The following is a 19,141-nucleotide window of genomic DNA, read 5'->3' on the forward strand; positions in this document are numbered from 1 at the left end:
CGAGCAGGGCAGCGAGCCGGTCGGCAGCACACCGGAGGAGTTCTCCCGCTTCATCGCGGCCGAATTGCCGAAATGGGCCGAGATGGTGCGGATCTCCGGCGCCAGCGTCGATTGAGGCAGCGGCCGCTTTCCAAGGACCTAGTCCGGCGGCGCCCCCGCCGCGACCCAGGCGACGAGGCGCGCGCGCTCCTCCTCCGTCATCTCCGTCAGGTTGCCAGGCGGCATCGCCTTGCTCGCCACTTGCTCGCGCATCGCCTGCGCCCAGCGGCGCAAATTCGCCGGGCGTTCCAGCGTCACGCCCTTGGGCGGGGTGGCGATGCCCTCGAAGGTGGGGCGCGCGGCGTGGCAGGCGGCGCAGCGCGTGGCAGTGATGGCCTGCACCTCGGCAAAGGACGGCGCCTCCACCCCCACGAAGCGCGCATCGTGGCGCGGCGCGACGACAAAGGCGGTCGCGGCCAGGGCGGCGGCCCCGCCCAGCACCATCGTGGCGCTGGTGCGGCCGGCATGGCGCAGCACGAAGAACTGTCGGATCAGCGCGCCTGCCACCACCAGCAACAGCAGCGCCACCCAGCTCCAGCGCCCATGCGTGAGCATCGGGTAGTGCGGTGACAGCATCATCACCAGCACCGGCAGCGTCAGGTAGGTGTTGTGGACGCTGCGCTGCTTGCCGCGTGCGCCATGCACCGGGTCGGGCTCCTGCCCCGCGGCGATGGCGGCGACGGTCTTGCGCTGCCCCGGGATGATGATGTGCGCCACGTTGGCGACCATGATCGTCCCGAGCGCCACTCCGACCACCAGAAAGGCGCCGCGCCCGGAAAACAGATGCGTCGCGGCCAGCGCCAGCGCCGCGAGCAGCAGGAACCCCGCGCCGAGCAGCACCGCCTCGCGCCCCTCCAGGGCCCGGCAAAGCCCCTCATAGGCGATCTGCGCGCCGACGATCAGCGCGAGCGAGAGGAGGATGGCGCCCCAGACGGGCAGGTCCGCCACCTGCGGGTCGATGAGGAAGGTGCTGGCTTGGCCCCAGTAGATCAGCGCGAAGAGGGCGAAGCCACTGATCCAGGTCCAGTAGGCTTCCCACTTGAACCAGTGCAGCCGCTCCGGTAGGGCGGGCGGCGCGCCCTTGTACTTGCGCTTGTAGTAGAAGCCGCCGCCATGCACCGACCATTGCTCGCCCGCGACCCGCGCGTCGCCGTCCTTTGGCGCCTCCAGCGAGTTGTCGAGGGCGATGAAGTAGAAGCTCGCGCCGATCCAGGCGATGGCGGTAATGACGTGCAGCCAGCGCAGGCCGAGATTGGCCCACTCCCACAGGAAGGCAGCGTCCACGCGCTCAGCTTCCCCGGTAGGTGGTGTAGCCGAAGGGCGAGACGAGCAGCGGCACGTGGCAATGGCGGTCCTCGCCCAGGCCGAAGCTCAGCGTCACCTCGTCCAGGAAAGGCGGATCCGGCAGGGCAACGCCCTGGGCGCGGAAATAGGCGGCGACCTGAAAAACAAGCTGGTAGCGGCCGGCCTGGAAGCCGTCGCCTTCCAGCAGCGGCCCGGGCGCGCGGCCATCCTCGTTCGTCTCGCCTTCCGCCAGCTTCACGCGGGCATCGCCCGCCAGCCGGAACAGGGTGAAGCGCATCCCGGCGCCCGGCCGGCCATGCGTGGTGTCGAGCACGTGCGTGGAAAGGCGGCCCATCGGAGTCCCCTGCTTCGCCACAACCCTGCCGCGCCGCAGCGCGCGGTGACAAGGCCGGCCCGGCATCCCCCGATGGGAGCCATGCCGGGCATGGCCTTGATCGCCGCCCCCCCTCCCCGTAATCCCCAGAGGGAGGAGAGCCTCCATGCCCGAGACCGCTGCCCCGAACCTCGTCGCTGCCGTCAGCGAGGCGCGCCACTGGGACCAGGTGATGGCGATGGCGCGGATCGGCGCCTTCACCGACGCGGATGGGAACGAGGGCGTGAACCGCCCCTGCCTGTCCGCGCTGGACCGCGAGGCACGGCGCGTGCTGATTCGGGAAGCGCAGGGCATCGGCCTCGGCGTTTCCGTGGATTCCTGGGGCAACCTGTTCCTGCGTCACGAGGGTACGGATGCGACGCTCGCCCCGGTGCTGACCGGCAGCCACATGGACAGCCAGCCCAATGGCGGCCGCTTCGACGGCATCTGGGGCGTCATGGCGGGGCTGGAAGCGGTGCGCGCCATCCGCGAGGCCGGCATCGCCACGCGCCGCCCGATCGAGGTCGTTGCCTGGACCAACGAGGAAGGCGGCCGGTTCGCCCCCGGCTGCATGGGCTCCATGGCCTTCACCGGCTTCGCCCGCCCCGACACCTGGGATGCGGTCGCAGACAAGGACGGCATCACGGTGAAGGACGCCCTGGCCGAGCATCTGGCGGCGGAGGCCGACCTCCCGCGCCGCCCCCTCGGCACCGTCGAGGGACCCGCCCCGCACGCCTATGTGGAGGCGCATATCGAACAGGGCCCGATGCTGGAGCGCGAGGGGCAGGATGTCGGCATCGTTTCCGGCATCCAGGGCAGCCGGTGGTTCCTGGTGGAGATCCAGGGCCGCACTGACCATGCCGGCACCTCCCCCGTTTCGCTGCGGCAGGACGCGGTACAGGACGCGGTGCGCGCCATCACGGCGCTGAACGCGCTGATGCACGACCCCACGGACGTGCTGCGCTTCACCGTGGCGTCCATCGAGGTGTCGCCCAACACCTCCAACACCGTGGCGGACCGGGTGCGCTTCACCATCGACTTCCGCCATCCGGACAACGTGGTGCTGCAGGCGCGCGGCAACGCCATCGAAGGCGTCATCCAGTCGGCGCTGCGCCATTGCCGCTTTTCCCTGACCGAGCGCTTCCACGCCGCCCCGGTGGAGTTCCAGCCCCCCGTGCCGGACGCGCTGGAGCGGGCGGCCCGCGCCCAGGGGCTGAAGGCGAAGCGCATGCCCTCCGGCGCGTTCCACGACGCGCAATTCCTGGTCCCGCATTGCCCGACCGGGATGCTGTTCATCCCCTGCCGCAACGGCGTGTCCCACCACCCCGCCGAGTACGCGTCGCCCGAGGCGCTGGCCGCCGGCACCCGCGTCCTCGCCCAAGCCCTCCTTGAACTGGCGAACGACTGATGTCCCTCTCCGAAATGCCCGAGCGCCTGTCCCTCGCCAAGGGACGCATCCGCGCCCTCCTGCTCGAGAACATCTCCCTCACCGCCTCCGCCCTGCTGGCGGAGGAGGGCTACACCAACGTCCAGCATGAAAAGAAGGCGCTGGAGGGGGCGGTGCTGGCCGATGCGCTGCGCGGGGTGCACATGCTGGGCATCCGCTCCCGCACCACTATCACGGAGGAGGCGCTGCGCTCGGCCGACCGGCTGATGTCCATCGGCTGCTTCTGCATCGGCACCAACCAGGTGGATCTGGAGGCGGCGCGGCAGCGCGGCATCCCGGTCTTCAACGCGCCCTTCAGCAATACCCGCTCCGTCGCCGAGCTGACGCTGGGCGAGATCGTGATGCTGCTGCGCGGCATCTTCCCCAAATCCGTCGCCGCCCATGCCGGCGACTGGGACAAGTCGGCCGATGGCTCCCGGGAGGTGCGCGGCCGGACGCTGGGCATCGTCGGCTACGGCAATATCGGCTCCCAGCTTTCCGTGCTGGCCGAGGCCTTCGGCATGCGGGTGATCTACTACGACCGCACGGCCAAGCTGCCCCTGGGCAACGCCTCGCGCTGCGCCTCCCTGGCCGAGCTTCTGCACTGGTCGGACATCGTCACCCTGCACGTTCCCGAGACGGCGGACACGATGGGCATGATCGGCGCCGAGCAGATCGCCGCCATGAAGCCGGGCGCAGTACTGGTCAACAACGCCCGCGGCACGCTGGTGGACCTCGACGCGCTGGCAAGGGCGCTGCGCTCCGGACACCTCGCGGGCGCGGCGCTGGACGTGTTCCCGGAGGAGCCGAAGCGCAACGGCGACCCCTTCATCTCGCCCGTCCAGGGCCTGCCCAACGTCATCCTGACCCCGCATATCGGCGGCTCGACGGAGGAGGCCCAGTCCCGCATCGGCGAGGAGGTGGCGCGCAAGCTGGCCGACTACTCCGACACGGGCAGCACGGTGGGCGCCGTGAACTTCCCGCAGGTGGCCCTCCCTGCCCGGCCCACCGGCACGCGCTTCATGCACGTCCACCGCAACGCCCCGGGCGTGCTGGGCAACGTCAACCAGGTCTTCGCCAAGCGGGGCGTGAACATCGCCGGCCAGTACCTGCAGACGGATGGGGAGATCGGCTACGTGGTGGTGGATGCCGGCGCCACGCGCGACGGCGAGGCCATCCTGGAGGAGCTGCGCGCCCTGCCCCACACCATCCGCGCCCGCCTGCTCTACGAGCGCGAGTAGCTTCCCCTACCGGCGCACCCGGCGTCCGCGCCGGTGGCGCCACCAATCCTGCGCCGGGCCCAGCAGGGGCAGCGGCGCGGCCAGCAGCGTCAGCAGCCCCAGCACCGCCGCCGCGCCCTGCGCGCCGGAGGCGAAGGCGGCCACCGCCGCGCCACCCAGCGCGGCCACCAGTGCCGCGCCCACGAAGGTGATGGCCAGCACGAGGCGATGGCGCGGCGAGAGCCAGGGCGCCGGGCCCTCGTCGCCTTCCCGCGCATGGCCGCCCCGTCCGATGTCGAAGGTGCGGCCGCGCTCGAGGCCGAACGGCAGCCGTTCCGTCAGCGGCGCACCACGAAGACGCGCATCCCCTGCGGCTCGATCCCCATGCGGCGCAGCCGGCGACGGCGCCACCAGATCATCAGCGTGGCGAAGAGCGCCGCGCCGATCACCACGGGCAGGAGCAGCGCGGCGAAGAACAGCGCCGCGGCGGCCAGGACGAGGCCGCCCGCCACCACCGTGACCAGCACGGCGATGCCGCCGGCGCGCGCCAGGAACCGGTCCAGCCCGGACGGGCGCGGCGGTTCGCGGAACTCTCCTTCCGGCGTCATGTCCAGGACGGGCGGGTGGCGGTGGTCGCTCATGCCGGGCATGTTGCCCGGCCTGCCCCGCGCTTCAAGGGAGAAAAGCGGACATGCCCCTGCTCGGCTGCATCGCCGATGATTTCACCGGCGCCACCGACCTTGCCTCGATGCTGGTCCGCAACGGGATGACCGCCGTCCAGGCCATCGGCGTACCCGAAGGGCCATTGCCCGAGGCCGACGCGGTGGTGGTGGCGCTGAAGTCGCGCACCATCCCGGCGGAGGAGGCGGTGGCCCAGTCCCTCGCCGCCTGCGACGCGCTGCTGGCGGCCGGGGCGAAGCAGATCCTGTTCAAGTATTGCTCCACCTTCGACAGCACGGATGCGGGCAATATCGGCCCGGTGGCGGAGGCGCTGCTGCGCCGCCTCCAATCCGGCTTCGCCATCGCCTGCCCCGCCTTCCCGGCCAATGGGCGCAGCGTCTTCCAGGGGCACCTCTTCGTCGGCGCGGCGCTGCTGAGCGAGAGCGGGATGCAGGACCACCCGCTGACGCCCATGACCGACCCCAACCTGGTGCGCGTGCTGGCGCGGCAGTGCCAGGGCGCGGTGGGGCTGATCCCCTTCGCCGTCGTGGAGGCGGGCGAGGCCGCCATCCGGCGCGAGGCGACGCGGCTGTCGGAATCCGGCCGGCGCCTCGCTATCGCCGACGCGGTGACGGACGGGCACCTCATGGCGCTCGGCGCCGCCTGCGCGGGGCACGCGCTGATCACGGGCGGCAGCGGCATCGCCATGGGCCTGCCGGAGAATTTCCGCCGCGCTGGCCTGCTGCCGGAGCGCGAGGATGCGGGCGCGCTGCCGGATGTCGCAGGCGCCTGCGCGGTGGTGGCGGGGTCCTGCTCGCGCGCCACGCTGGGGCAGATCGGGCTCGCGCGCGACCACGCGCCCACGCTGGAGCTGGACGCGCTCGCGACGCCCGATGCCGACGCCCTTGCCGCGCAGGCGGAGGCCTGGATGGAGGGCAAGCTATCCGCGGATCGCCCGGTGGTGATCGCCGCCTCCGCGCCGCCGGAGCGCGTGGCGGCGCTGCAGGCACGGCTGGGACGTGACGCGGCGGGCGCGCTGGTGGAGGAGACGCTGGCGCGGGTAGCAGCGGCGCTGGTGGAGCGCGGGGTGCGGCGCGTCGTCGTCGCCGGGGGCGAGACCTCGGGCGCGGTGGTGCAGCGCCTCGGCGTGCGGTCGCTGCGCATCGGCGGGGAGATCGATCCGGGCGTGCCCTGGTGCTGGACGGAGGCGGCGGGCGGCATGCGCCTCGCGCTCAAGAGCGGCAATTTCGGTGCGCGCGACTTCTTCCTGAAGGCCTTCGCGCATGGATGAGTCGGCGCTGCGCGACCTGTTGGTGGAGATGGGCGCCAGCCTGTTCCGGCGCGGCTTCAGCGTCGGCAGCGCGGGCAACATCTCCGTGCGCCTGCCGGACGGCTACCTGATGACGCCCACCAACTCCTCGCTCGGGCGGCTGGAGGCGGCGCGCATCAGCCGCCTGGACGCCGGCTGGAACCACGTGGGCGGCGACCGGCCGAGCAAGGAGGTGTTCCTGCACCGCGCGGTGCTGGAGGCACGTCCGGAGGTGGGCGCGGTGGTGCACCTGCACTCCACGGCGGCCACCGCCATCTCCTGCCTCGCTGCGCCGGGCGACGAGGCGCCCATCCCGCCGCTGACCCCTTACTTCGTGATGCGCGTCGGCCGGCGCCTGCCGGTCATTCCCTATTACCGCCCCGGTGACCCGGCGATGGAGCCGGCCATCCACGCGGCGGCGAAGGGGGCGAAGGCGCTGCTGCTGGCCAATCACGGTCCGGTCGCGACGGGCGCGACGCTCGCCGACGCGGTCTATGCGGCAGAGGAGCTGGAGGAGGCGGCGAAGCTGGCGCTGATGCTGCGCGGCGCGTCGCCCCGCCTGCTGACACCGGCCCAGGTGGACGACCTGCTCGGCACCTTCGGATAAGGAAAGGGCGCCGCCCCCCTCGCGGGGAGCGGCGCCCGGCTGGGCGCTCGGCGCGCCCAGGACTCAGGAGGCGGAGGTCTCGCCGCCCGCCGACGCGGTCGAGGACTGACCGGAATTGGCGGCCGCGGCCTTCTTGGCGGCGCGCGTCGCGGCAGCCTTCTTCGCCCGCTCGACCAGCGCCGGGTTCTTCTTCGGCGCGGCGGCCTTGCGGGTGGTGGTCGCCTTCTTCGCAGTCGCGGCCTTCTTCGGGGCAGCGGCCTTGCGCGTGGTCGCGGCCTTCTTGGCAGCGGTCGCGCGCTTCGGCGCGGCAGCGGCCTTGCGCGTCGTCGCAGCCTTCTTGGCGGCAGTCGCGCGCTTCGGCGCGGCAGCAGCCTTGCCGCGCGTGCTGGCGGTGGTCCTCTTCGCCGCAGTCGCCTTCTTCGGGGCAGCGGCCTTGCGCGTGGTCGCGGCCTTCTTGGCAGCGGTCGCGCGCTTCGGCGCGGCAGCGGCCTTGCGCGTGGTCGCGGCCTTCTTGGCGGGGGCGGCCTTCTTCGCCGTGCCAGCCTTCTTCGCGGGCGCCGCCTTCTTGGTGGCGACGCGGCCGCGCGCAGTCGCGGGCTTCTTCGCCGTGCGGCGGGTCGTGCTCGCCATCGCCATGGCCTGGGCCCGCGGGGCGGTCTCGTTGGTGTCGGTCACTGTGCGGTCTCCTTCTCGCGCCTTAAACGCGCGGCTTGTTCGCCCCTTGCGGGGCTGGCCGCGACGCAGGCGCGCCGCAGCCCGGTTGGGGAAAGATGGCGCAGGCCATCGGACGTCGAAGGCGGAGCGTGTAGTCGCTTCGCATGGTCCGTCGCGATGTCTGATCCGGTCCGAGAGGCAAGGATCGTCCTTCCTGCAGCGCGTTCGCATCGCTCGCTTCGCCTCGGGCCGCCTCTGCTCCGCGCGTTGCGCGCGCCGCTTCGGCGTGAACGAATCGACGTGCGATGCGTACACGCGCAACGCTATCGGAATCAGCGAGTTGCGTGTCAAACACATTCTGCGCGCGAACGCGCATTTTCCTCGCAAGTGAGTCGTCCGAGCAGCAGAAGGGCCGCGTGACTCGCGTCACGCGGCCCTTCGTGAATCAAACGTGAGCGGTCAGCGCTGGTCGATCGGCACCACGTTGCGCTGCTCCGGCCCGGTGTAGAGCGAGAGCGGGCGGATGAGCCGGTTGTCCGCGCCCTGCTCGATCACGTGAGCCGCCCAGCCGGTGATGCGCGAGCAGACGAAGATCGGCGTGAAGAGCGGGATGTCGAAGCCCATCAGGTAGTAGGCGGGCCCGGCCGGGAAATCGAGGTTCGGGTGGATGTTCTTCTGCCTGAGCATGATGTCGGCCAGCACGGCGGAGGTGATCATCCACCGCTTGTCGCCCACCACCTCGGCCATCAGCTCGGCGTATTTCTTCATGGTCGGCACGCGGCTGTCGCCGTTCTTGTAGACGCGGTGGCCGAAGCCCATGACCAGCGCCTTGTGCTCGAACTTGTCCTTGATCCATTCCCCCGCAGCCTCGGGCGAGGGAATCTCCTTCAGCATGTGCATCACCGCCTCATTGGCGCCACCGTGCAGCGGGCCCTTCAGCGCGGCGATGCCGCCCGTGATGGCCCCGTGCATGTCCGCCATGGTCGAGGTGATGGTCCGGGCGGTGAAGGTGGAGGCGTTGAAGGTGTGCTCGGCGTAGAGGATCATGCTCACGTCGAAGGCGCGGATGACCTCCTTCTGCGGCACCTTGCCGAAGACCATGTGGAAGAAGTTCTCGCAGAAGGGCAGGCTCGCGTCGGGGGCGATGGGCTCCTCCCCCTTGCTCAGCCGGTGCGCCGCAGCAACCGCGACGGGGATCTTGGCCAGGAGGCGCATCGCCTTGCGCCGCTGCGCCGGCTCGGACACGTCCGCCGTGTCCGGGTCCTCCATGCCCATGAAGCTCACCGCCGTGCGGATCGCGTCCATCGGATGTGCGTCCTGGGGGAAGTCGCGCAGCACCCGCAGCAGCGCGGGGGAGAGCGCGCGGTTCGCCTTCTCCTCGGCCTGGAAGGCGGAAAGCTGGCTGCGGTTCGGCAGCTCCCCGTTCCAGAGCAGATAGGCCGTCTCGTCGAAGGAGGCCTCCTCGCACAGATCCTGCACCGCGTAGCCGCGATAGGTCAGGGAGTTGGTCTCCGGCATCACCTTGGAGATGGACGACTCGTCGGCATAGACGCCGACCAGGCCCTTCCGGACCTCGATCTTCTCGCTCATGACTTTCCTCACGCGATTGGCCTGGCGCGAGCGTAGAGCGGCGGTGCGGCCTGTCCACTCTCCGAGCGGCACGGACGATGCGTCCCATCGGGCGTGGCGACCGGGCGCGGGATGGCGTCGTCAGGCTGCACGCCAACCGATGGAGGAGAGGCCGATGACGTTCCGCACGACCGCGCTGCGGGTCGCCGCCCTGATCTGCAATGCGGCCCCGGTCGCCCGGGCGCAGGCGGATTGCGCCGCCTCCGGGCTTGCAGCGGTGCCGTCCTTCACCTCGGCGCCGGTCCGTTCAGCCGCAGCTATTCCGTGCTGGCGCGCGTCTCGGCGCGCGTGTCCTCCGTCGCCCCGTCCTTCGCCCATCGGCGCGGCGCAGCAGAGGATCGGCGCCTGAGTCGTGCTCGCGCCGCAGGGGCCGGGGACGCTGCCGGGCGTGGTGGAGATGATGCTGCCCCTCGGTGCGGGGTGGGGCGACCCGGTGCCGGAGGCGGAGTTGCGCGGCGCGAGGAAGGGCGCCGCGCCCGGGTGGGAGGGGGCGCGCCCCCTCCCCGTCTCGCCGACGGAGCGGCGGTCAGAAGATGCCCGGCTTGCTTTCCAGCAGCTCGCCCCGCGGCAGGGCAACATTGAGCAGGTGAAGCTCGCCGGCCGCCAAGCGCGGCAGGTCCTGCACCACCTCAAGGAAGCGGTTCTGCTCCCGCGCGGTGATGATGCCCTCGGTCAGGGTCAGGAACTTGCCGATATACTGCTCCCGACCGAACGGCCGGGCGCCGCGCGGATGGGCGTTGGCGACGCCCAGCTCGTCCACGAGGGTCGTGCCGTCCTTGAAGCGGATCTCGACGCGCCCGCCGAAGGCCAGGGTGTCGGGATCGCGGGAGTGGTAGCGCTCGGTCCACTCCGGGGCCTCGCGCGTCTCGATCTTGTGCCAGAGCGCCACCGTGTCCGGCCGCGCCGCCCGCTTGGGCGCGTAGCTGTCCACGTGGTGCCAGCGCCCGTCCTGCAGCGCGACGGCGAAGATGTACATGATGGAGTGGTCCAGCGTTTCGCGGCTGGCCTTGGGGTCCATCTTCTGCGGGTCGTTGGCGCCCGTCCCGATCACGTAGTGGGTGTGGTGGGAGGTGTGGATGGTGATCTTCTCGATCGCGTCGAAGTCCGAGATCTGCTCGCGCATGCGGAAGGCGAGGTCGATCAGCGCCTGGGACTGGTACTCGGCCGAATGCTCCTTGGTGTAGCTGTCCAGGATGGCGCGCTTGCCCTCGCCCGGCGCCGGCAGGGGCACCTGGTAGTAGGTGGGGTCGTAGACCGTGTTGCGCCCCTGCGAGTCGGCCTGGGTGCGGCCGGACAGGACCCACGCGATCACGCTGTCCTCGCCCTCGTAGATCGGGCTCGGCGCGCCCTCGCCGCGCATGCAGCGGTCTACCGCCTCGATGGCCAGCTTGCCGGCATGCGCCGGGGCATAGGCCTTCCAGGAGGAGATCTCGCCCTTGCGGCTCTGCCGGAAGGAGATGGAGGTGTGCAGCGCCTGCTGGATGGACTGGAAGATCACCTCCTGCTTGAGGCCGAGCAGCGTGCCGATGCCGGCGGCGCTGGCGGGGCAGAGATGGGCGATGTGGTCCACCTTGTGCTCGTGCAGGCAGATGGCGCGCACGAGGTCGATGTGCAGCTCGTATCCGGTGGCGAGGCCGCGGATCAGATCCCGGCCTGACCGCCCCATCGCCTGCGCGACGGCGAGGATGGGGGGTATGTTGTCGCCGGGGTGCGAGTAGTCGGCGGCGAGGAAGGTGTCGTGCATGTCCAGCTCGCGCACCGCCGTCCCGTTGGCCCAGGCGGCCCATTCGGGGGAGACGGTCGTGCCGGCCGGCACGCCGAACACCGTGGCGCCGCCCTCCTTCTTCCTGTGCCCCAGCGCCATGCCACGGGCCGAGACGACCGGGCGGCGGTTGATAGCGGCGATGGCGACGGAGGCGTTGTCGATGATCCGGTTGATGATCATCTCCGCCGTGTCCTTGGGGACGGCCACCTTGTCCGCCGCGACGGCGGACATCTTCCAGGCCAGCTGGTCTTCGCGCTTCAGAAGCGCCTTGGACGGGTGGACCTTCACGTCATGAAGCTGCATGCGCGCCTCTCCTCTGGGTCGGATGGCGCCTTCTTTGCCCCGGATGCGCCCCCCGTCCAATCCGTTCAGGCCGGGTTTTCGATACGGTTTTCGTATTACATGATAGAGCATGGTTGATTTCCGTTCCCTGCGCCGCATGGGCCATTTCCTGGCCGTTGCGGAAGAAGGGCATTTCGGCCGGGCGGCTGCCCGGCTCGGCCTGTCCCAACCCCCGCTGACGGCGCAGATCCAGGCGCTGGAGGCGGAGCTCGGCGTGCGCCTGCTGGAACGCGGGCGCCGCGGCACCCGCCCCACGCGCGAGGGCGAGGCGCTGATCCCCATCCTGCGCCGCATCGCCGAGGACGCGAAACGCGCCGAGGCCCTGGCGCGCGAACTGCGGGACGGGCGCCACGCGCCCATGGCCATGGCATGCGTCACCTCTGCCCTGTTCGACTTCCTGCCCCCCTTCAGCCAGGCGCTGCGCAAGATGCAGCCCGAGCTGGCCCTGGCGGTGCAGGAGATGGACACGACCGACGCGCTGGAGGCGCTGCGGCGCGGCGACGTGGACTTCGCCCTGGTGCGGCTGGACGAGCCGCACGCGCCCTTCGGTCTGCAGCTCCTCGGCCGCGACCGGCTCCTCGCCGCCCTGCCGGAGGCGCACCCGCTGGCGAAGGGCGACCTGCCCATCCGCCTCGCCCGGCTGGCGAGCGAGCCACTTGTGCTGCTGCCCCGCTCCATCTCCGCCGCCTATTTCGACCGGCAGGTGGCGGCGTGCCGGGAAGCGGGTTTCGAGCCGCGCGCGATCCGCGAGGCCGGCTCTGCCATGGCGCAGCTGGCCTTCGTCGCCTCCGGCTTCGGCGCGGCGCTGGTGTCCTCCGGCATTGCCGGGCTGCGCCCGCCCGGCGTGGTGTTCCGCGAGCTGGCGGGCGGCGTGCCCTCCGTCGGCGTTTCCCTCGCCTGGAACCAGGAGCGCGACACGGACACGGTGAAGCTGGCGCGCGAGGCGGCTTGGCAAGCCTTCGGGGAAGGGTAGCCTCGCCCCGCGACAGCGGAGAGCGACCCATGACCGAATCCCCCCCCTTCGACCGCGTGATCCTCGGCGACCTCGTCCTGCCGGACGGGGTGCTGGAGGGCGGCTGGGTCGGGGTGCGCGGCGAGGCGGTCGCGGCGATCGGCTCCGGCGAGGCCCCCGCCGCGCGCGACACGGCGGACCATCGCGGCATGCTGGTGCTGCCGGGCCTCGTGGACGGGCACATGCACACCAGCAGCAGCACCGGCTGGTCCGGCATCGAGGGCGCGACGATGTCGGCCGCGGCCGGCGGGGTCACGACCTGCGTCGACATGCCCTACGACGTGCCGGTGCCCGTCACCGACACCGGCATCCTCCACGACAAGCTGGAACAGGTTTCGCGCCTCGCCCATGTGGACATGGCGCTCTACGGGACCATCCGGAAGGACGGGAACGTGGAGGACATCGCCGGGCTGATCGAGGCCGGAATCTGCTCCTTCAAGCTCTCCACCTATGAATATGACGCGGTGCGTTTCCCGCGCATCGACCACCCCACCATGCTTCGCGCCTTCCGCGAGATCGCGAAGAGCAACCTCATGGTCGCGATCCACAACGAGGATCAGGAACTGGTCGAGCGCCTAACCGAGCAGGCGAAGGCGGCGGGCGAGACGCACCCGATCATGCATTGCCGGACGCGGCCGCCCATCACCGAATCCATGGCTGACCTCGAGATCTTCGAGATGGCGCTGGAAACCGGCTGCCACGTCCACATCGCCCATTCCTCCCTCGCGCGCGGCTTCGACCTGGCCGGGATGTTCCGCGACCAGGGCGCCCGCACCTCCGGCGAGGCGTGCATCCAGTATCTCTGCATGACGGAGGAGGACCTCGTCCGGCTGGAAGGCTTCGGCAAGTGCAACCCGCCCTTCCGCGCGAAGGAGGAGGTGGAGCGCATGTGGGAGGCGGTGAGGGCCGGCAAGGTCGGTTACGTTTCCACCGACCACGCTCCCTGGCCGCGCGAGCGCAAGCAGTACAAGGGCGACATCTTCGCCGTCGGCGCCGGGCTGACGGGAATGCAGAGCTTCGCGCCCCTCATGCTCACCCTGCTGGAGCAGCGCGGCCTGCCGGTGACGATGCTCGCCTCGCTCTGCGCCGAGCGGCCGGCGCGGTTCCATGGGCTGTTTCCCCGGAAAGGCGCCATTCGCGTCGGGGCGGATGCCGATCTGTGCGTCCTGGAACGCGGCCGCTTCCGCTTCGACGCGAAGGAGATCCGCGACCGCGAGGATGCGCGCTGGTCGCCCTATGACGGCATGGAGATGCGGGGCCGCGTCGCCGCGACCTATCTGCGCGGCGCTCCGATATGGAACGGGAAGGAGGTGCTGGCGAAGCCCGGCGCCGGACGCTTCGTGCCGCGCCAGCACGGGGATCGCTTCCTGGGCTGAGGCCGCGTCAGGCGGCCGCCAAGGCTTCCTCGCGCGACGGCGCCTCTGCCGCCGGGTGGGGCAGGTTGCGCGTCCAGAATCCGTTGCGGCGCGGACGCGGCGCGAAGGTGCTGTGCAGGATGCGCGCATCCTCGATGCGGGACACGTCGAACATCCGCCAGCCCTCGCCCGGGCTGTCGGGGCCGCGCGCCAGCCCGGCGGTCTGCCAGGTCAGCAGGCCGACATTGCCGGTGGACAGGCGACCCACGGCGTGCGGATGCACGACGCGCCACGCGCCGCCGTACAGCAGCTCGACCACGCGGCGATCGCGCACGGCATCGGCCAGGACGCCGATGCGGCGCTCCATAACTTCGGGGGGAATGGGGGGCCGTCCGACGCGACCCCGTTGGGTGCGGTTCATGGAGAACATATAGGAAACGAAACAGGTTTTTCCAGGGTTTCCGCCGGGGGCTTCGCGCGGAACCGGCCCTGGCGCATCCTGCCCTCATGCCTCGCATCCTGACGCTCGCCGGCGCGCAGACCGGCCCCATCCAGCGCGCCGACAGCCGCGCCCGGACCCTCGACCGGCTGATCGCCCTTCTGGAGCGAGCGGCGAAGGACGGCGCGCAATGTGTCGTCTTTCCCGAACTGGCGCTGACCACTTTCTTCCCGCGCTGGCTCCTCTCCGAGGCGGAACTCGACGCCTGTTTCGAGACCTCCATGCCCAACCCCGACTGCCAGGCCCTGTTCGACCGGGCCCGGGAGCTTCGCGTTGGCTTCTATCTGGGCTTCGCGGAGCGGACGGAAGCGGGCAAGCGCTTCAACACCGCCATCACGGTCGGGCCGGACGGCGCCATCCTCGGCAAGTACCGCAAGGTCCACCTGCCCGGCTCGGTCGAGCCGCGCGAGGGCGACCGGTTCCAGCAGTTGGAGAAACGCTACTTCGAGTATGGCGACCTGGGCTTCCCCGCCTTTCGCGGTCCCGCGGAGTGGAACCGCCCCGTGATGGGGATGCTGGTCTGCAACGACCGCCGCTGGCCGGAGGCGTGGCGCTGCTACGGCCTCCAGGGCGTCGAGGTCATGCTGATGGGCTACAACTCCGCCGCCTACGACCCCAATGGCGGCACGACCGAAGGGGCGGAACTTCGCACCTTCCACTCCACCCTGGCCGCACAGTCCAACGCCTACATGAACGCGACCTGGGCGGTGAGCGTGGCCAAGGCCGGGGTCGAGGACGGGTCGGGGCTGATCGGCGGCTCGGTCATCGTGAGCCCGGATGGCATCGTCGTGGCGCAGGCGAGGACGCTGGAGGACGAGGTGATCCTGGCGGAATGCGACCTGGATGCCTGCCGCCAGGGCAAGGAAAAGATGTTCAATTTCGCGGCCCATCGCCGCCCCGAGCACTACCGGCGCATCGTCGAGCAGGTGGGAGCCACCCCACCCGCGGATTGATCCATTCCGGCGAAAGGGCAACCAGACAGGGAGTGTGAGGGTTAAGGGCGCGCATCCCTGAATCCGAAGGAGGAACTGATGCTCTTCTCTCAGCTGACCCGTAAGGCCGCCGTGCTTGCCCTGGCGGGTGGTTCCGCCCTCGCGCTCTCCGCCTGCGCCTATGTGGAGCGCGACCGTCCTTCCGCGCCGAACCCGCAGGCCACCGTGGTCGTTCCGCAGACGCCGAGCGCGGCGGTCGTGACGCCGGTGCCGTCCTCGCCCACCATCATGGTGCGCTGAAGACTGGGCGCTTGACCCCATTCGCCCCGCAAGGGGCGGGGACCGGGCCAGGAGCTTGATTCGCCAGACGGGACGACGCCTCCCGTCCGGGTCACGCTCCGGCCCGTTTTCGCTTACGCGGCGTCAGTCGCGCGCCGGGCCGAACTCCGCGTCGCGATGCACCCAGGCGGAGATCAGCAGGCCGAACCCCGCCATCACCGTCAGCATGGCCGAGCCGCCATGCGAGATCAGCGGCAGCGGCACGCCGCCGACCGGGATCGAGCCGGTGACCATGGCCACGTTCACGAAGACGTACAGGAAGTAGTTTGTGCCCAGCCCGATGGCGAGCAGCCGCCCGAACTGGTGCCGGCAGCGCATCGCCACGAAGAGGCAGAAGGCGACCACCAGCATCAGCATCGCCAGCGTGCCCATCGCCCCCACCAGCCCGAACTCCTCGGCGATCATGGTGAAGATGAAGTCGGTCTGCTTCTCAGGCAGGAAGTTCAGGTGGCCCTGCGTTCCCTGCATGAAGCCCTTGCCCCACATCCCGCCCGAGCCCAGGGCGATCTTGCTCTGGATGATGTTGTAGCCGGCGCCCAGGGGGTCGCTCTCCGGGTCGAGGAAGGTCGTGATGCGGGCGCGCTGGTAGTCCTTGAGGTGCCCATAGGCGAGCGGTGCCGCGAGGGCCGCACCGCCCAGCACGACCGCGAATTTCCACCACCGCACCCCGGCCGCCCAGAACATCGCGCCCCCCAGCATCACCGTGATCAGCGCGGTGCCGAGATTGGGCTGCTTGAAGATCAGCCCCGCCGGAATCAGCACCAGGACCAGGGGCGGCAGGAGAAAGACCGGATTGCCCACGCGCTCCCAACTCGCCCGCTGGAACCAGGCGGCAAGTGCGAGAACGAGGATGATCTTCATCGCCTCGGAGGGCTGAAGCTGCAGCGGGCCCAGATTGATCCAGCGCTGCGCGCCCTTGCCCACCTCGCCATGCAGGGCGACGAGCACCAGCAGCGCCACCCCGCCCAGATAGGCGAGCGGCGCAAGGCGGGCATAGACGCGGATATCCACCATGCCCATGCACAGCATCATCACCACGCAGAAGCCGAAGCGCAGCGCGTGCTTGGAGGCATAGGCCTCCGGCCCGCCCCCGGCGGAATACAGCGCCACGTAGCCCACCGCCGCCACCGCCGAGAGCAGCATCACGAAGGGCCAGGGAACCTGCCAGAATTTCTGAAGCAGCCCCGCGCCGCGATCGCGGGCAAGGAGCCGCCGCTCGAACACCGCCGACATCAGCCCCTCCCCTCCGCGACGCGCTGGCCCGGCGCGGGGCCGGGCTGGGTGCGGAAGCGGTTGAACACCTCGACCAGCACGTCGCGCGCCAGCGGCGCAGCGGCGCCCGAGCCGCTGGTGCCATGCTCCACCACCACGCTCACCGCGTAGAGCGGGTTGTCATAGGGCGCATAGGCGACGAAGAGCGCGTGCGGCCGCCATTCGCGCGGCAGGGATTCGACGCGGAAGCCCCGCTCGCGCTGTTCGCGGGACACGCGTCGCACCTGGGTGGTGCCGGTCTTGCCCGCCATCTGCACGCCCAGCGCCCCCGGCAGGCGGGAGGAGAGCGCAGTTCCGCCCGGCTCGTTCACCACGGCCCACATGGCCTCGCGCACCAGCCGCAGGTCGCGATCGTTGAGCCCCAGGCTGGGCCAGTCCTCCGCCCGGCCACCCGGCACCGGGCGTCCGCCGACCGAGCGTGTCAGGTGCGGCTGCACGGCCCGCCCGGTGGCGAGCCGCGCCGACATGGTGGCGAGGGAAAGCGGCGTCAGCTGGTAGAAGCCCTGGCCGATCCCGTGCACCACCGTGTCGCCCAGCGCCCAGCTTCGCCCCTGGCGTTCGCGCCATTCGCGCGTGGGGACATGGCCCGGCCGCGTGCCCGGCAGCTCGATGTCGAGCGGCACGCCGAGACCCAGGCGCCGCGCCATGGCGGCGATGCGATTGATGCCGAGGCGCCGCGCCATCTCGTAGTAGTAGACGTCGCAGCTGACCTTCAGCGATTGCCGCAGGTCCACGGAGCCGTGGCCCCCCTTGTTCCAGCAATGGAACCGCGTGTCGCCCAGGTCGAAATGGCCGGGGCAGTAGATCCGCTCGCCCGGCGTCGTCACCCGCGCCTCCAGCGCCGCCAGCGCCACGACCATCTTGAAGGTCGAGCCGGGGGCGTAGAGCCCGTTGGTGGGCTTGTTGATCAGGGGCGTCGAGCGCTGGCTGGTCCACTGCCGCCACTGCGCCGCCGAGACGCCGGCATTGAACACGTTGGGATCGAAGGAGGGCTGCGAGGCCATGGCCAGCACCTCCCCGTTGCGGGCATTCAGCACGACGACCGAAATCCCCTCCCCGATCTTGCCGCGCACGGCGCGCTGCAGCTCCGCGTCGAGGCTGATCTCCACGTCCTGGCCGGCGACGCCCTCGCGCCGGTCCAGCTCCCGGATCACGCGGCCCACCGCGTTCACCTCCAGCTGCACCGCCCCGGCGCGGCCGCGCAGCGTGGTCTCGTGGAAGCGCTCGACCCCCGCGCGCCCCACCCGCACCCCGGGAAGCTGGAGCAGCGGGTCACCATCCATGTCGCTTTCGGCCGGCGGCGCCACGTAGCCGACGACATGGGCCAGATGCTCCGCCTCCGGGTAGATGCGTGTGGTGCCTACGTCGATCAGGATGCCCGGCAGGTCGGGCGCGTTGACCTCGATCCGTGCCATCTCCTCCCAGGACAGGAACTCGCGCAGCGTCACGGGCACGAAGCGGCGGCGGCGCCGCAGCTCGCGCTCCACGCGCGTGCGCTCATTGTCCTGGAGGGGAACGATGCGGTGGAAGGTGTCGAGCGTCGCGCCGATATCCTGGGTCTGCTCCGCGACGAGCAGGGCGCGCCAGTTCAACCGGTTCGCCGCGACCACCGTGCCGTTGCGGTCCAGCACCCGCCCGCGCGGCGGGGAAAGCAGCCGCGCAGAGACGCGGTTCTCCTCGGCCAGGGTGGCGTAGCGCTCGCCCTGCTCGACCTGGAGCGTGTGCAGACGGTGGCCCAGGAAGCCGAACAGCCCGGCCTGGCCGCCGGCCAGGAGCAGGGCGCGGCGAGTGAAGACGGAGCGGCGTCGCTCCTCCTCCCGCTTCACGCCGCGCATGGTGAAGTTCTCGACGCCGCTCTTGGCGCGGCGCAGCCGCGGCCACTTCATGGCCCTTCCTCCGCGCGCGTCATGACCATGTGGATGCGGCCCAGCGTCCAGCCCAGCGCCGGGTAGGCGCCGGCCGCGAGCCCCGCCTGCAGCAGCGCCGGCACCCGGGAGGGCATGTGCCAGTCCAGCAAGCCGGTGAGCACGAAACCGACCGCGGAGGCTCCCACCGCCACGGCGCAGAAGCACAGCCACACCACGGGAAAGCCCTGCCGCACCAGCCAGGGCCGCATCCGCAGCGCCGCGCCATGCACCAGCAACAGGGTCAGGATGCCGACGCCCAGCGGCGCGAAGGACAGCAGGTCCTGCAGCAGGCCGAGGCCGAAGACCACTGGCGGCGACATGGCGGCGGGACGGAACACGCTCCAGAAGAAGACCGGCGGCAGGGCCAAGGCTGCGACGAGGCCGGGCACGCCCACCGGCACCGCCGCGAGCACCAGCAGCAGTGCGGTGCCCAAGGCGGGAAAGGCAGCGCGCGCCCCGGCATCCAGCCGGCGCAGCGTACCCATTGGCGGCTGGGGGCGCCCCTTGCGGGCCATGG

At 71.0% G+C, this 19,141-nt stretch carries 20 protein-coding genes; 9 read left to right on the forward strand and 11 right to left on the reverse strand.

What is annotated here, in order from left to right; translation table 11 throughout:
* Positions 1-138: 138 nt before the first annotated feature.
* Entirely contained in the window at positions 139-1,323 is a 1,185-nt protein-coding gene (locus tag OF850_RS06775; protein WP_301589199.1) for a urate hydroxylase PuuD, read from the reverse strand.
* A gap of 4 nt (positions 1,324-1,327) precedes the next feature.
* The gene (gene uraH, locus OF850_RS06780; protein WP_301589200.1) at positions 1,328-1,678 is read right to left on the reverse strand and encodes a hydroxyisourate hydrolase; all 351 of its coding nucleotides are present in this window, start codon (positions 1,676-1,678) and stop codon (positions 1,328-1,330) included.
* Between the two features lie 145 nt (positions 1,679-1,823).
* Between uraH and OF850_RS06785 the strand changes: the two genes are divergently transcribed.
* Positions 1,824-3,104, forward strand: coding sequence for a M20 family metallo-hydrolase (locus OF850_RS06785; RefSeq protein WP_301589201.1), 1,281 nt, complete (start codon positions 1,824-1,826; stop codon positions 3,102-3,104).
* Between the two features lie 14 nt (positions 3,105-3,118).
* Entirely contained in the window at positions 3,119-4,363 is a 1,245-nt protein-coding gene (serA, locus tag OF850_RS06790) for a phosphoglycerate dehydrogenase (RefSeq protein ID WP_301589435.1), read from the forward strand.
* 6 nt (positions 4,364-4,369) lie between these two features.
* On the opposite strand, the gene OF850_RS06795 is transcribed toward serA, so the two are convergent.
* Together OF850_RS06795 and OF850_RS06800 are read right to left on the reverse strand one after the other, a co-directional pair.
* The gene (locus OF850_RS06795) at positions 4,370-4,753 is read right to left on the reverse strand and encodes a hypothetical protein (protein WP_301589202.1); all 384 of its coding nucleotides are present in this window, start codon (positions 4,751-4,753) and stop codon (positions 4,370-4,372) included.
* Entirely contained in the window at positions 4,681-4,983 is a 303-nt protein-coding gene (locus OF850_RS06800; protein WP_301589203.1) for a hypothetical protein, read from the reverse strand. The genes OF850_RS06795 and OF850_RS06800 overlap by 73 nt, the downstream gene beginning before the upstream one ends.
* A gap of 50 nt (positions 4,984-5,033) precedes the next feature.
* Between OF850_RS06800 and otnK the strand changes: the two genes are divergently transcribed.
* Positions 5,034-6,293 (forward strand): 3-oxo-tetronate kinase, encoded by a 1,260-nt coding sequence (gene otnK, locus OF850_RS06805; protein WP_301589205.1) that lies wholly within the window; start codon positions 5,034-5,036, stop codon positions 6,291-6,293.
* Positions 6,286-6,918 carry a 3-oxo-tetronate 4-phosphate decarboxylase gene (otnC, locus tag OF850_RS06810; RefSeq protein ID WP_301589206.1) on the forward strand — a complete coding sequence of 211 codons (633 nt, stop codon included), beginning with the start codon at positions 6,286-6,288 and terminating at the stop codon, positions 6,916-6,918. Before otnK ends, otnC begins: the two co-directional genes overlap by 8 nt.
* Positions 6,919-6,981: 63 nt before the next feature.
* On the opposite strand, the gene OF850_RS06815 is transcribed toward otnC, so the two are convergent.
* Together OF850_RS06815 and OF850_RS06820 are read right to left on the reverse strand one after the other, a co-directional pair.
* On the reverse strand, positions 6,982-7,593 hold the full coding sequence (locus OF850_RS06815) for a hypothetical protein (RefSeq protein WP_301589207.1): 612 nt from the start codon (positions 7,591-7,593) through the stop codon (positions 6,982-6,984).
* 438 nt (positions 7,594-8,031) lie between these two features.
* Entirely contained in the window at positions 8,032-9,162 is a 1,131-nt protein-coding gene (locus tag OF850_RS06820; protein WP_301589208.1) for a bifunctional 2-methylcitrate synthase/citrate synthase, read from the reverse strand.
* 154 nt (positions 9,163-9,316) lie between these two features.
* Between OF850_RS06820 and OF850_RS06825 the strand changes: the two genes are divergently transcribed.
* Positions 9,317-9,550, forward strand: a complete 234-nt coding sequence (locus OF850_RS06825; protein ID WP_301589209.1) for a hypothetical protein — start codon at positions 9,317-9,319, stop codon at positions 9,548-9,550.
* A gap of 177 nt (positions 9,551-9,727) precedes the next feature.
* Here OF850_RS06825 and OF850_RS06830 read toward each other — a convergent pair whose 3' ends face one another.
* Complete coding sequence (locus tag OF850_RS06830) at positions 9,728-11,269, reverse strand: MmgE/PrpD family protein (RefSeq protein WP_301589210.1); 1,542 nt, start codon at positions 11,267-11,269, stop codon at positions 9,728-9,730.
* Between the two features lie 109 nt (positions 11,270-11,378).
* On the opposite strand from OF850_RS06830, the gene OF850_RS06835 reads away from it, so the two are divergent.
* On the forward strand, positions 11,379-12,281 hold the full coding sequence (locus tag OF850_RS06835) for a LysR family transcriptional regulator (RefSeq protein WP_301589212.1): 903 nt from the start codon (positions 11,379-11,381) through the stop codon (positions 12,279-12,281).
* A gap of 29 nt (positions 12,282-12,310) precedes the next feature.
* Positions 12,311-13,696 carry a dihydroorotase gene (locus OF850_RS06840; RefSeq protein ID WP_301589214.1) on the forward strand — a complete coding sequence of 462 codons (1,386 nt, stop codon included), beginning with the start codon at positions 12,311-12,313 and terminating at the stop codon, positions 13,694-13,696.
* A gap of 7 nt (positions 13,697-13,703) precedes the next feature.
* Here the strand turns inward: OF850_RS06840 and OF850_RS06845 are convergent, their stop codons facing one another.
* Positions 13,704-14,096, reverse strand: a complete 393-nt coding sequence (locus OF850_RS06845) for a WYL domain-containing protein (RefSeq protein ID WP_301589215.1) — start codon at positions 14,094-14,096, stop codon at positions 13,704-13,706.
* An 86-nt stretch (positions 14,097-14,182) separates the two neighbouring features.
* Between OF850_RS06845 and OF850_RS06850 the strand changes: the two genes are divergently transcribed.
* Entirely contained in the window at positions 14,183-15,127 is a 945-nt protein-coding gene (locus OF850_RS06850; RefSeq protein WP_301589216.1) for an N-carbamoyl-D-amino-acid hydrolase, read from the forward strand.
* A gap of 78 nt (positions 15,128-15,205) precedes the next feature.
* Positions 15,206-15,406, forward strand: coding sequence for a hypothetical protein (locus tag OF850_RS06855; RefSeq protein ID WP_301589217.1), 201 nt, complete (start codon positions 15,206-15,208; stop codon positions 15,404-15,406).
* A gap of 123 nt (positions 15,407-15,529) precedes the next feature.
* Here OF850_RS06855 and rodA read toward each other — a convergent pair whose 3' ends face one another.
* From rodA to OF850_RS06870, 3 genes are read right to left on the reverse strand one after another with little or no spacing between them, the layout of a single operon-like run.
* Positions 15,530-16,678, reverse strand: a complete 1,149-nt coding sequence (gene rodA, locus OF850_RS06860) for a rod shape-determining protein RodA (protein ID WP_301589218.1) — start codon at positions 16,676-16,678, stop codon at positions 15,530-15,532.
* Entirely contained in the window at positions 16,678-18,603 is a 1,926-nt protein-coding gene (mrdA, locus tag OF850_RS06865; protein WP_301589219.1) for a penicillin-binding protein 2, read from the reverse strand. The genes rodA and mrdA overlap by 1 nt, the downstream gene beginning before the upstream one ends.
* A complete protein-coding gene (locus OF850_RS06870; protein WP_301589220.1) occupies positions 18,600-19,139 on the reverse strand; it encodes a rod shape-determining protein MreD in 540 nt (179 codons plus the stop codon). The genes mrdA and OF850_RS06870 overlap by 4 nt, the downstream gene beginning before the upstream one ends.
* Positions 19,140-19,141: the final 2 nt, after the last annotated feature.

It is taken from the genome of Sabulicella glaciei (assembly GCF_026183895.1).
GTDB classification, from domain to species: domain Bacteria; phylum Pseudomonadota; class Alphaproteobacteria; order Acetobacterales; family Acetobacteraceae; genus Roseococcus; species Roseococcus glaciei.